We start from the raw sequence: 13,062 nt of genomic DNA on the forward strand, positions 1-13,062 counted from the left end.
TCAACTATCGGGAGTTCCTACTTCGCACCATTTGACACAACATAGGAGCATCTCGCGTGTATCCCAGAAGCCTCATAGTCTCAGAATGTCTCATAAACATCAAAAAGTCACGGCCATAATACAAAACATAGTGAGATGAGTTAGCGAGACACTTACCGGCCAGATATTTAGGGCCGTCGAGATTCTGATGGCCCTGCTGCCGGGTGTCTTACAAATCTAAAGGTTTAAGAGAATTGAATCGCTCTGAGTTTGGGGGAGGCTCGTATTACTTGATTTCCAGCAGCCTGTCGGCCGCTTGTTTGGTCAGCATGAAACGCCTCCTCGAATCCTGCAGGCGGCACGTCGCTGAGGTACCCGTAGAAGCGCTGCGTATTGTACCAGTGCACCCACCCGAGGTTCGCCAGTTCCAAACCCTCAACCGTCCACCAGGTACCGGATCTGGTAGGTTCGCGGAAGAGTTCGGTCTTGTGCTAGACCTCGACCGTCTCGGCCAGGGCGTTGTCACTCGAATCCCCAACAGTCATAAGCGAGGCAATCGCGCCGACATCTGCGAGGCGTGCCGTAGCGAATGGACGTGAATTGAGATCCTGCAGCTCTGCGACACCGCAGACCCTCGTTTCCAAAAAACGTAGCCTTCAACGGCCCCAGGGCGGTTCAGCCGGGCGCGAACGCACATGTTGCGACACTTCCTACCTTTCGCCACTACCTCCGACCCCTTGAACCCATTATCTCGAAAATAACATACGGGTCCTCGGCAGAAGAAAGGCGATTAGACACCGCCGAAACCCCACTACTCGAGGGCTGATTGACGCATAGTTGAATCTCGACCGGATAGACTCCCACAGCCAGCGAATCTAGAACCGACTTAATCATCAAACCGAAATCATCATCTTCCCGCTCTCGAGATACAAACACATGAAGACAGTTGTCAACCACCTCGACTATGGCACTCGCCTCGCAACTGCCGTTGTCTTAGTCGTCGCAGTCGCACTCATACCCCTCGTCATTGCACTGTGGCCGAACCCGGACAGCACTACGCCAGGAACCTACACAAGTGCGATCCTCATCGACGTCACGTATTCAGATTGCGACGCTGTCACCGACGATGTCCCCTGCGGCGAAGCGACGGGTACGTTGAATGAGGACAAGCAGGTCGAGGTCATGCTCTTCCGTGACGCCTGGCTCTCGCATGTCGACGACGGAGACCGCGCTATTGTCTATGCCTCCGAAAGCCCCGACTCAGGCACCGTTTACACCTTCCATTCCCATGATCGCGGGCTCAAACTCATAGCCTCCACCTTCATCATCATCGCACTCGTGCTCCTCGTGGTCAGAGGCAGAGGAATCCGCGCGATCGCGTCGCTTGTCGCGTCGGCGATCTTCATCTGGGCGTTCCTCGTCGGCGGAATCGCTGCGGGTGGCTCTCCCCTGCTCTACACGACCATCAGCATCATCCTCGTTCTTACAGGCGTGCTCTTCTTCACCCACGGCCTGACGACGAAAACGCTCGCCGCATGGGGAGGAACGATGTGCGGAGCCGCCACCGCAATGGCTGCAGGGACACTCTTGTCAACCTGGATGCGCCTAGGTCCTGCCGATGAATCGGCCTCCTCGCTCACGTACACCAACCTCAACATCGACCTTTCGACACTCTCTTTGTCTGCGTTGCTCATCGCCTTGATTGGAATCCTCAACGATATCGCTGCGGCTCAAGCCGCGACCGTTTTTTCTCACACCACTCCAGACACACGGCCCCAATGGAAAGTGATTGTCCCGACTGCCCTTTCCGTTGGAAGAGACCACTCTGCCTCAGCGATTTACACCATCAGCTTTTCCGTCGTCGGAGCGGGCCTCGCCGCGTTCGTGCTCGCGCACACTTACAATCAGCCACTATCGGCCTTCCTCCAGACCGACACCGTGTCCACGACACTGACCCAGATGCTGGCAGGTGTCATCGGGATTATCATCACCATGCCGGCAACAACAGTGTTCGCGCTTCTCCTATCCCGGATTCCTTCCACAGCTAGTTCGTCTCGGAGTCCGAAGCACTAATCGGCTCGCATCGTAACGATCGTTGGCCCGAGAGCCAGCCAAGCTCGAGGCGAAACCCGTGATCGATCGAACATGTTGCGACAATACCCATGAAGACCATGAACGCGGCCCCGGCATCTGAAATCATTGAACAACTTCAACTCGGCGGGCCTCTTCAGTCGAGGTCACGCTCCGAGGCCGACGACCGATTTCCAGAATCAAACTCGATAGTGCCCTCAACGAGTCTCGTCGACACCATCCCACCCAGCGCTCGTGAACGAACCCCTCGGCTACTCCGAAATACGTCTGTCGATGTCGTGCGACACTGTCGTGTCGCTTGACTGCGCACCGTAGTGCACTGTTCCTGAAACGTGTAATCTACTGAACATAGACTTTTGTTCGTTAAGCCGATACCCTGAACATGCCTTTCACGAACTTCCCCCGAGAAGGACCTTCATGCATACGAAGCTACTCACACTTTCGGCAGCCGGATCCCTGGCGTTGGCGGTGAACATCGGCCTTCCACCCGCCTCCGCGTCGCTGCACTCCGGCGATCCTGAAGTCTCTGAGTCTCCGCTGTCTGGAATCAGCGCAACCGGGGCACTTTCGGCAGGGGCCAGGGACGCATCGTCGACGACGAGGTCAGTCACGCGGACGAAGACCACATCCCTGCCGCCGTTGCTGCGCGCTCCGCAGAGCCTTCGTGATACTTCGGCTCATTTCACCAGCGCCGTTGTCGCTCATGCACAGGACCAAGCCGTGACGAGCCCATCGTCGACCGAGAGCCCTCATGTGTCCAATGATCGTAAGGATGGGGACCTTGCAGCGCCAACGGGATCAGGTGCCGCTGAAACTACGGACGGAATCACGATTTCGGCATTGTCCGATGTCATCGATCTGCCGTCAGCGTCACCGAATGTCGTAGGAATCGCATTCGACGACGACGTTCGGGTCGAGTTCGAGATCAGAACTCACACGAATGGCCGCTGGTCCGGGTGGCAGCACCTGCATGCTTCGGATGCCGGGGAGGGCTCGCGCGGCACGGACCCCTACTACACCACTGATACAGACAGTATTCAGGTGCGTGTTCTCGGTGACGGCGGCAGTCCAGCCGATGCCAAGGTCGTCAGTGTCGCTTCGAAGAGGCACCCCGGCGATTCAGAACTGGTGGCAGAGAATGCGCCCAAGAGTTCGGAATCGGTTGATCGGGAGGTGTCGCAGCATGCCCACTCAATTGACCACGCCTCGGTACCACCTTGCACACGGACGGGCGGATGCACCTGTCCACTATGCGCAGCATCGGCGGCCAACGTGGCGAAGAACTCTGTTGTCCAGCCCGAAGTCGCTACCCGTAAAGACTGGGGTGCGAGCGAGAAACTGGTACGAAATTCTCCCACGATCGCGGACTCAGTCTCCGCCGCAGTGATCCATCACACCGATGGCAACAACGACTATGCCGCAGAGGATGTGCCTGCGATTCTACGAGGGATCCAGTCGTTTCACATCACGGGTCGAGGGTGGTCGGACATCGGCTACAACATGCTCGTCGACAAATACGGAAGACTCTGGGAGGGGCGCGCAGGCGGGGTAAAGAAGGCCGTAGTCGGCGCTCACGCCGCCGGGTACAACACAGGATCGTTCGGCATTTCCGTGCTCGGCGACTATGACAAGAAGGCACCGCCCCAACGCACTCTTGATGCGGTCGCGGAGGTGGTCGGGTGGAAGCTGTCCTTGAGCGGGGTGAAAGCGGGTGGCTCGACATCACTAGCCGGGGAGGAGATGAAAGCGATTGTCGGACATCGCGACGTTGGCCAAACAAGCTGTCCCGGCGACGGGTTCTACGCCAAATTCGACTCGATCCGTCAGGCCGCCGATGACTACCAAACTGGGAAGAAGGCGGGCGCGGGCGAAGAGGATGAGAACAAGGACGAATCTGACAGACAGCCTGACCTTGTCCCCGGCGTCATCGATAGCAACGCTCGTGATGCACGAACCTGAACGCAAAAACTGTGAAGAGCCCAAGCAAACGGGCTGACGATCGGACGGATAGAACAGTTTGGTAATCTTCGACCATGTCCGTCACTGAACTCTCTGACAGCGCCCAAAACTATCTGAAAGCACTTTGGAGTTTGGGCGAGTGGTCTGATGCTCCCGTCACGACCACCGCGCTTGCCCAGAAGGTTGGGGTCAGGCAGTCAACGACATCCGACGCGATTCGCAAACTCTCGGACGAGGGGCTCGTCGCGCACACGCCGTACGGGTCAATTGCTCTGACGGCACAAGGTCGAGTCTATGCCCTTGCGATGGTCCGTCGTCACCGCCTCATCGAGACCTTCCTCGTCGAGGTCCTCGGATACACCTGGGACCAGGTGCATAACGAAGCCGAGACCCTCGAACATGCGGTGTCAGACTTCATGGTCGACCGTATCGCCGAACATCTCGACCACCCCGATCGCGACCCTCACGGAGACCCCATTCCAGCTGCAGACGGAACCATTGATCGCCCGGCTGCGATCCCATTGACACACGTCGGAACGGGAAGCCGAGTCCGTGTCGAGCGGATTTCGGATTCCGATCCCAACCTTTTGCAGTTTCTGGCTGAGTACGGCATTCATGTCGGATCGTATTTCAGCACCGAAGCCGGTCCTCCATTCTCTGATTCTATTGTGATTCACCTTGAGGGAGGCAATGGAGCTGGCGTGACGCTCGGGCGCACGGCCAGCGACGCCATGTGGGTATCCCCGTGCTCTGCTGCGTGAGTTGTCGTAAGAACGGCGCTACTGAATTGTTGAAGTTGCGTAGACATACTCGGAGGCATCGTCGCTGAGGACTACAACGTTATCGTCTGGCTCCAATGTGAGACTGCTCTGGCCATCAGGGTGTTTCTCGAGGGTGATGTGGGTGCCCGGAAGGATGTTCTTCCGCTCCAGTTCGAAGAGTAGATGCTCAGGGGCGCGTCCAATTCTCGAAACTTGAAGTAGGTGAGCAGTCGGGAGAGCGGCGAGAGGTTCGCCGTCTCCCGGTCGCAGATCGTCTACCTTTGTTGGTATTCGGTTGCCATAGGGATCGAGCTCGGGGCTGCAGGCAAGAGCAGCCATCGTCTCCACGACATCGGAGCTCAGTGCCATTGCCATCACCGATGCCTCTTTCAATACGCGGTGCCATGGAACACTGAGAATCGTAAAGAGGTGGCAGCGGCAAATTCTTTCTGCGCGCACAGCCGACAGCGCCCTGCACGCGCCGGCCTCGGTCAATGAAAGTGGCCCATAATGCTCCTGCCTGACCAAATTGTGACTGGCGAGGACTCGAAGGTACTGAGTCACTGCAGGCCGACTGCGTTGCAGAGTCTCGGCAAGCTGGGCCCGGGTCATGGACTTGTTTTTCGACTCCTCCAGCTCCCAGAGACCGCGGAGGTACTCGTCGATCACGGAACTTGAGCCTCTGCCGAGTGCCGCTTCCACTGGTCGTTGGTCCGGCGATGTTGCCGCGACTTGGCGATCAGCCCGTGGCTGGGGCTGAACAGGTAAACACCGGTGAAGACGACACCTTGGACAAGCACAACTAGACCGCCAGATGAGGCATCCAACCAGTAACTCAGGTAGATCCCTAGCACCGAGGACAACGCCGACATGATGGGCGCGATGAGGAGCATTCGATTGAATCTATCGGTGAGAAGGTGGGCGGTCGCTCCTGGAATGATGAGCATCGCCACGACCAGGATGACACCGACAACCTGAAGTGCTACCACTGTCGTCAGAGCAAGGAGTGCAAGCAGCAGCGCTCCGAGAACCCGCGGCGACAGGCCGATTGCGTAAGCGTGAGTCGGATCAAATGCGTACAGAGTCAGGTCGCGGCGCTTGGCAATCAGGACGGCGAACGCGATGACAGCAAGCAGCGCAATCTGTCGAAGGTCCGAAGTCGAAACGCCGAGGATGTTGCCGAAGATGATGTGATTGAGGTCGGTGTGACTCGGCGTCGTCGAGATCAGCACTAGCCCCAGGGCAAACAGGGTCGTAAAGACGATGCCGATGGCAGCGTCTTCCTTGATCCGACTAGTTCCTCGAAGAATGCCGATCGCTGCGACTGCGATGAATCCGAAAACCAGCGCACCGGCGGCGAAGGGGATCCCTGCGATGTAGGCAATGACGACCCCGGGAAGAACTGCGTGCGAAACAGCGTCACCCATCAGAGACCAGCCGACCAGGATCAGCCAGCACGATAAGAGTGCGCAGACGATTGCAGCGAGCACTGTGGTGGTCAGTGCTCTGATCATGAATTCGTAGTGGAGTGGTTCGATGACGAGACTGTAGAGGTTCATTCGGATTCTTCTGCCCTTCGAATGTCGAGACCAAATGCCAGTGAGAGGTTCTCGGGGCGCAGAGCATCGGCGACAGGACCTTGAAAGAGGATTGACTGCAGCAAAAGGATTGCCTCATCAGCCAGTTGTGGCAGAGCATGCAGATCGTGAGTGGAGATGAGCACGCAGTGCCCCTCATCGGCGAGTTCACGCAGCAGTTGAACGATGGTCGATTCGCTGCTCTTATCTACCCCAGCGAAGGGTTCATCAAGCAATAGCACGTTGGCTCCTTGCGCAAGTCCACGAGCGACAAATGTGCGTTTCTTCTGCCCACCAGACAACTGTCCGATCTGTCGAGAACCGAAGGTCTGGAGCCCGACGCGTTCTAGTGCCTGTTCGACCACTTGACGATCCGCCGACGTGGGCTTTCGAGTGAATCCTTGATACGCGTAGCGGCCCATCATGACGACATCGCGGACGCTGACGGGGAACGTCCAGTCAACATCCTCACTTTGTGGCACGTATCCCAGCAAGCCTTCTTTCCGTGCTTGCGTCGGTGTCCTGCCGTTGATCGATACGGTGCCTTGAACCGGGCGGGTCAGTCCCATGATCGTTTTGAACAGAGTGGACTTCCCCGACCCGTTCATTCCGATCAGACCTGTCACGGAACCGAACTCCACTCCGAGACTGACATCCTCCAGTGCCCTGACGTCGCCGTATTGCACTGTGACACCGTCAGCACGGATTGCTGAAGTCACTTGTTCCCACCCGTCAGAGCTTCAGTGATGGTGTCAGCGTCGTGCTTAATGAGCTCAAGGTATGTTGGCACAGGTCCGTCCGCTTCTGAAAGCGAGTCGACATACAGTGTCCCGCCAAACTCCGCGCCGGTGGCGTCAACGACTTGTCGCATTGGTTTGTCCGAGACGGTGGACTCACAGAATACTGCGGGAACGTCATTGTGCTTGACGAACTCGATAGTGGAGGAAATCTGCTGCGGGGTTGCCTCCTGCTCCGCATTCACAGGCCAGATGTAGCGCTCGTCGAGATCCGCGTCCCGGGCGAGGTAGGAGAAAGCGCCCTCACACGTGACGAGGGCTCGTTCTTTGTCTGGCAGTGTCGACAGCTCACCGACAAGGTCATCCTGAACGGTTTGAAGTTCGTCTTTGTACGACTCTCCATTGGACTGAAAGTCGGCGGCGTGATCTGGATCCAGCTCGCTGAAAGCATCGACCATGTTGTCGACATAGATTTGGACGTTGACAGGGCTCATCCATGCGTGGGGATTCGGCTTGCCCGCATAGGCGTCCTCGGAAATGTCGATTGGTTCGACACCCTCGGAAACGACTTCATGCGGGGCGTCGGTCTGTTCGACGAATTGCTCGAACCATGCCTCCAGATTCAGCCCATTGTCAAGAATCAAGTCGGCTTCTGACGCCTTGGCCACATCCTTGGGAGTGGGTTCATATCCATGGATCTCGGCACCGACTTTGGTGATCGATTCCACCTCCAGGTGTTCGCCGGCTACGTTGTCGGCAATATCGGCAAGGACGGTGAACGTCGTCAACACCTGAGGCTTACCTTCGGTCGACGACGACTCCGCGTTCCCAGCACCGCAACTTGTCAGGGCTAGCGCCGACGCAGAGATCAGAGCGAGTTTCGACTTCAAATTGATTTGCATTCCCATCACTCATTTCTCGATTCATGTTCTCAAAAGCTCAGACTGCGACAGAGTGGGCTTTCAGCGTTTATATGACGGACTTCAAATCGCGCAGTATCGCAACCGGCGCCGGCGGCCCCGTTCATCGATACCTGAGAGTAGGTGGAGGTTCCGCCCGGTGTGCGGCTTCTATGAAGTGGTCGATGTCCTCCGAGCGTGCGCTCCTGAGAAACAGGGACGTCAGACGAAAGAGGTATCCGAGCATCCGCTCGACGTCTGAGCACGTTCTCACTACTTCAAGAGCGCCATCGGTGTTGCCAGCGCGAAGTTCCTCGAACACGGTGATCGCTTCGATCCAGGTGCCCTGCGGTTGTGCACTCTCGTTCATCATCAATCCTTTCGGTTGGGGCGCCGGACACCGAGTCGCGCTTGAAGTTCGGTACGCCGAATCTATAGTATCGGTGTACCGAATTACAAAAAGCACGGCGGGGAAACCTCAGAAGCCTCAACTGAGGTACGCGCAAAAGGCTTGGCAAAAAGAGTTTCTAGTTCTAGGAGGGCTGTAGTGGTGCATGGACCGCGGCCACAGACGACCTATCCGATCCGAGAGCTGCACGAGGGTGAATCGCCGGACCTGGTGTATTTCTCCAGCGTCTCGGAGAACACCCGTCGATTCGTCGATAAGCTCGACCGTCCTGCCGTACGCATACCGTTGCGCCCACGCTTGGAGGGCATGATTCGAGTGGCATGCCCCTTCGTCTTGGTCGTGCCGACTTACGGCGGCGGGGAACAGGCGGGTGCGGTTCCGAAGCAGGTGATCGCCTTCCTGAACGACCCGGACAACCGCGCTCTGCTGCGCGGGGTGATCACCGCGGGGAACACGAACTTCGGCGAGCATTACTGCCTGGCCGGGCCCATCATCTCGCGCAAGTGCCGCGTGCCCGAGCTCTACCGCTTCGAGCTGCTGGGCACACAGCGCGACATCGAAACCGTCAACAACGGCCTGGACCGCTTCTGGGACCAGGCCAACAACGAGAGGACAACCGCATGACCACCATCGCCTCAGAGGTTCCCGTGCGCACCGGCATCGGAGAGCGGAAAGACTACCACGCGCTCAATGCCGAACTGAACCTGTTCGCCCCCGACGGCTCGATCCAGTTCGACAAGGACCGTCAGTCCGCCGCCGAGTACCTCCGCCAGCATGTGGTCCCGAACACCAAGGTCTTCTCCTCGGCGGCCGAGCGCCTGGAGTGGCTAGTGGACCACGATTACTACGAGTCCGAATTCCTGGAAGCCTACACCCCGGAATTTCTATGCGCACTGCACAAGCGCGCCCATTCCGTGGGGCACCAGTTCGCCACTTTCTTGGGAGCCTTCAAATTCTTCACCTCGTATGCTCTGAAAACCTTCGACGGCACCACCTATCTCGAAGGGTTCGAAGAACGGGTGGTCGCTACCGCGCTCTACCTCGGTCAGGGCGACGAGCAACTGGCCACCGGGCTGGTCGACGAGATGCTCTCCGGTCGCTTCCAGCCCGCGACGCCGACGTTCCTCAACGCGGGGAAAGCCCAGCGCGGCGAACTGGTCTCCTGCTTCCTACTGCGCGTGGAAGACAACTTAGAGTCCATCGGTCGCAGCGTAAACTCCGCCTTGCAACTGTCCAAGCGCGGCGGGGGCGTGGCGCTGTTGCTGTCGAACCTGCGTGAGGTCGCTGCTCCGATCAAACGAATCGAGAACCAAGCCTCCGGCGTGGTGCCGGTGATGAAGATCCTCGAGGACTCGTTCTCCTACGCCAACCAGCTTGGCGCTAGGCAGGGCGCAGGCGCGGTCTACCTGCACGCCCACCACCCCGACATTCTTCGCTTCCTCGACACTAAGCGCGAGAACGCCGACGAGAAGATCCGCATCAAGACCCTCTCCCTGGGAGTCGTCATCCCTGATGTGACCTTCCAACTGGCCAAGGATAACCGGGACATGCACCTCTTCAGCCCCTACGACGTGCAGCGCGAATACGGTACGCCGTTGTCAGACCTGTCGGTGAGCGACCACTATGACGAGCTCGTGGCGAACCCGCGGATTCGAAAGAACGCGGTCAGCGCCCGAGAGTTCTTCAAGACCCTCGCCGAGCTCCAATTCGAGTCCGGATACCCCTATGTGCTCTTCGAAGACACCGTCAACCGTGCCAATCCGCTGGCAGGTCACATCAACATGTCCAACCTCTGCTCCGAGATCCTGCAGACCAACACGCCTTCGACCTACGACTCCGCTATCGGGTACCAGGAAATCGGCCAAGACATCTCCTGCAACCTCGGCTCACTCAACATCGCTCAGGCCATGAACTCCTCGAACCTGGGGTCGACCGTGGAAACCGCGGTGCGGGCACTGACCAGTGTCTCCGACCAGACTAACGTCGATGCCGTCCCGTCCGTGGCGAACGGGAACGAGACCAGCCACGCAATCGGACTGGGCCAGATGAACCTGCACGGCTACCTCGCCTCCCAGCGCATCCACTACGGCAGCGAAGAAGGCATTGACTTCACTGACATCTACTTCCTTACCATCACCTATCACGCGATCCGCGCATCGAATCAAATCGCGATTGAGCGCGGTAAGACCTTCGCCGGCTTCGAGGACTCGACCTACGCCGACGGCTCCTACTTCGACAAATACACCCAACATGACTGGCTGCCCGCCACTCAGCGGGTGCGCGAACTATTCGCAGACGCAGGCGTGACCATCCCTTCCCGCGAGGACTGGGTACGGCTGCGCGAGTCGGTGAAACAGCACGGAATCTACAACGCCTACCTGCAGGCCGTCCCGCCCACCGGTTCGATCTCGTATGTGAACAACGCGACCGCTTCGATCCACCCGGTCACGGCGAAGATCGAGATCCGCAAGGAGGGCAAGCTCGGCCGCGTCTACTACCCGGCCCCGCACATGAGTGATGACAACGTCGGCTTCTATCAAGACGCCTACGAGATCGGCTACGAGAAGATCATCGACACCTACGCCGCAGCAACCCGACACGTCGACCAGGGGCTCTCGCTCACCCTGTTCTTCCGCGACACTGCCACGACTCGCGACATCAACCGCGCTCAGATCTACGCGTGGCGCAAAGGCATCAAAACCCTCTACTACATCCGACTGCGCCAACCAGCACTCGAAGGTACCGAGATCGAGAACTGCGTCTCCTGCACACTCTGACCCAATCCAGCCCATACCTAAGGAACCCGCATGACGACCACTAACCCCACCTGCCCGCTCTCCGAGACCTCGGTTACCCCGCCCAAATACCGCCACGACCCATTGGCCAGGCTGCGACCGATCAATTGGAACCGCGTCGGCGACGAGAAAGACCTCGAGGTATGGAACCGGCTCACCGCGAACTTCTGGCTACCCGAGAAGGTGCCACTGTCCAACGACATCCCCGCCTGGCAGAGGCTCACCGAGAAGGAACGAACTCTCACTATGCGTGTCTTCACCGGGCTGACGATGCTTGACACGGTGCAAGCCACAGTCGGGGAGATCTGTCAGATCCAGGATGCTCGCACCGAACACGAAGAGGCCGTCTACACCAACATCGCGTTCATGCAGTCGGTGCACGCCCGGTCCTACTCTTCGGTGTTCTCCACCCTGACGAGCACTCCGGAGATCGACGACGCCTACCGGTGGGCCGTAAACAACGACCTGCTTCAGCAGCGGTGCAAAAAGGTACTGAAACACTACTACGGCAACGACCCGCTCAAACGGAAGGTCTCCTCTACTCTGCTGTCCTCGCTGCTGCTCTACGCAGGGTTCTACCTGCCATTGCATTTCTCCGTGCACGCCACACTGACCAACACCGCAGACATGATCCGCCTCATCCTGCGGGATAAGGCCGTGCACGGCTACTACTCCGGCTACAAATATCAGCGAGGCATCGAGAATCAGGCATCTGAACGGCAGAACGAGATGCACGAGTTCACCTACGAGCTGCTTGAAGACCTCTACGAGCTAGAGCTCGCCTACTCAGGTGAACTGTACGAGCCGCTGGGGCTGATGGACGACGTGGCAGTGTTCGTACGCTACAACGCGAACAAGGCACTGATGAACCTCGGCTACCCTGCACGTTTCAGCCCGGGAGAGACCGAAGTCAATCCGGAAATCCTCGCCGCACTGGCACCAGGTGCTGATGAGAACCACGACTTCTTCTCCGGGTCCGGTTCCTCCTACGTCATCGGCAAGGGCGAAGACACCAGCGACGCCGACTGGGACTTCTGACTTTTGTCGCCCGACCATCCTCATCAACTATGAAAGGCCCCTTATGACCAAGAACATCTCCGTGATCATCGGCAGTCTGCGCCGCGGTTCCTACGCTCGCAAGATCGCCCACCAGGTCATCAGGTACTTCCCTGACGGCTACAACGTGCAGATCGTCGAAATCCGCGACCTGCCGCTCTACGACTTCGACTATGACGACCCCGACGTCTCCGACAAACCAACCCCAGAGGCGTACACGCACTTCAGGGAGACTATTAAAGCCTCCGACGGCGTGTTATTCGTAACCGCTGAGAACAACCGCACTATCCCAGCCTGCCTGAAGAACGCAATCGACATCGGCTCTAAGCCCAACAGTGACGTCGCGTGGAAGAACCTCCCGGCCGGGATCATCAGCCATTCCGTGGGCCGCATGGGCGGCTACAGTTCGCAGAAGAACCTCCGCCTGGCCCTGTCCTACTTCGACATGCCTACCCCTGGCCAACCGGAAGTGTTTCTCGGCCAGTCGCCGAGCTTGTTTGATGAGGACGGGGCTATCGCTGCTGAGACGACTGTGGAGTTCCTCCAGAACTACGTGCAACGGTTCACCGAGCTCGTTTACGCCCACCCGCGCGGGTGAAGGTAGATTCTGGCTCTGACGAGCTGGTACTCTCCACCGCCGTTGAAGACCTTTGTAGCCAGGAGGCCGTCGATAGTCCTCGCCACTCGTCGGGCCGGATCTGTCCCGGTAGTGGCGGTCCCGAACTTGATCGCACGGCGGGCAGAAGGGACTGATGCAAGGAGAGGTGACAATCGGGGTGTCACGCTGCGAGTGCAGGTG

At 58.4% G+C, this 13,062-nt stretch carries 11 protein-coding genes and 1 pseudogene; 7 read left to right on the forward strand and 5 right to left on the reverse strand.

The window, feature by feature from the left end:
- Positions 1 to 224 precede the first annotated feature (224 nt).
- A pseudogene (locus L0G76_RS09790) lies at positions 225 to 618 on the reverse strand (transposase domain-containing protein); the annotation flags it as partial.
- A 297-nt stretch (positions 619 to 915) separates the two neighbouring features.
- Between L0G76_RS09790 and L0G76_RS09795 the strand changes: the two are divergent.
- The 3 genes from L0G76_RS09795 (at position 916) to L0G76_RS09805 (ending at position 4,790) form a co-directional block, all read left to right on the forward strand.
- A complete protein-coding gene (locus tag L0G76_RS09795; protein WP_096161112.1) occupies positions 916 to 2,052 on the forward strand; it encodes a YibE/F family protein in 1,137 nt (378 codons plus the stop codon).
- A 1,290-nt stretch (positions 2,053 to 3,342) separates the two neighbouring features.
- The gene (locus L0G76_RS09800; RefSeq protein ID WP_165771085.1) at positions 3,343 to 4,029 is read left to right on the forward strand and encodes a peptidoglycan recognition protein family protein; all 687 of its coding nucleotides are present in this window, start codon (positions 3,343 to 3,345) and stop codon (positions 4,027 to 4,029) included.
- A 74-nt stretch (positions 4,030 to 4,103) separates the two neighbouring features.
- Positions 4,104 to 4,790: a metal-dependent transcriptional regulator gene (locus L0G76_RS09805; protein WP_029416765.1), complete on the forward strand. Its 687-nt coding sequence runs from the start codon at positions 4,104 to 4,106 to the stop codon at positions 4,788 to 4,790.
- 18 nt (positions 4,791 to 4,808) lie between these two features.
- Here L0G76_RS09805 and L0G76_RS09810 read toward each other — a convergent pair whose 3' ends face one another.
- Genes L0G76_RS09810 through L0G76_RS09825 form a run of 4 tightly spaced genes read right to left on the reverse strand, consistent with a single transcriptional unit; the run spans position 4,809 to position 8,006 of the window.
- Positions 4,809 to 5,402, reverse strand: coding sequence for a metal-dependent transcriptional regulator (locus L0G76_RS09810; RefSeq protein ID WP_257904181.1), 594 nt, complete (start codon positions 5,400 to 5,402; stop codon positions 4,809 to 4,811).
- A gap of 53 nt (positions 5,403 to 5,455) precedes the next feature.
- On the reverse strand, positions 5,456 to 6,349 hold the full coding sequence (locus L0G76_RS09815; RefSeq protein WP_009882354.1) for a metal ABC transporter permease: 894 nt from the start codon (positions 6,347 to 6,349) through the stop codon (positions 5,456 to 5,458).
- A complete protein-coding gene (locus tag L0G76_RS09820; protein ID WP_009882356.1) occupies positions 6,346 to 7,086 on the reverse strand; it encodes a metal ABC transporter ATP-binding protein in 741 nt (246 codons plus the stop codon). Before L0G76_RS09820 ends, L0G76_RS09815 begins: the two co-directional genes overlap by 4 nt.
- Positions 7,083 to 8,006: a metal ABC transporter substrate-binding protein gene (locus tag L0G76_RS09825; protein ID WP_009882358.1), complete on the reverse strand. Its 924-nt coding sequence runs from the start codon at positions 8,004 to 8,006 to the stop codon at positions 7,083 to 7,085. The genes L0G76_RS09820 and L0G76_RS09825 overlap by 4 nt, the downstream gene beginning before the upstream one ends.
- A 580-nt stretch (positions 8,007 to 8,586) precedes the next feature.
- On the opposite strand from L0G76_RS09825, the gene nrdI reads away from it, so the two are divergent.
- The 4 genes from nrdI to L0G76_RS09845 are packed head-to-tail and all read left to right on the forward strand — an operon-like array spanning position 8,587 to position 12,861.
- Positions 8,587 to 9,036: a class Ib ribonucleoside-diphosphate reductase assembly flavoprotein NrdI gene (gene nrdI / locus L0G76_RS09830; protein WP_151505493.1), complete on the forward strand. Its 450-nt coding sequence runs from the start codon at positions 8,587 to 8,589 to the stop codon at positions 9,034 to 9,036.
- Entirely contained in the window at positions 9,033 to 11,189 is a 2,157-nt protein-coding gene (gene nrdE, locus L0G76_RS09835) for a class 1b ribonucleoside-diphosphate reductase subunit alpha (protein ID WP_304357082.1), read from the forward strand. The genes nrdI and nrdE overlap by 4 nt, the downstream gene beginning before the upstream one ends.
- A gap of 30 nt (positions 11,190 to 11,219) precedes the next feature.
- Positions 11,220 to 12,245, forward strand: coding sequence for a class 1b ribonucleoside-diphosphate reductase subunit beta (gene nrdF, locus L0G76_RS09840; RefSeq protein WP_083248685.1), 1,026 nt, complete (start codon positions 11,220 to 11,222; stop codon positions 12,243 to 12,245).
- A gap of 43 nt (positions 12,246 to 12,288) precedes the next feature.
- A complete protein-coding gene (locus tag L0G76_RS09845) occupies positions 12,289 to 12,861 on the forward strand; it encodes an NADPH-dependent FMN reductase (protein WP_069599731.1) in 573 nt (190 codons plus the stop codon).
- Positions 12,862 to 13,062 lie beyond the last annotated feature (201 nt).

The sequence above is a fragment of the Brevibacterium picturae genome (genome assembly GCF_030453725.1).
GTDB lineage: Bacteria > Actinomycetota > Actinomycetes > Actinomycetales > Brevibacteriaceae > Brevibacterium > Brevibacterium sandarakinum_A.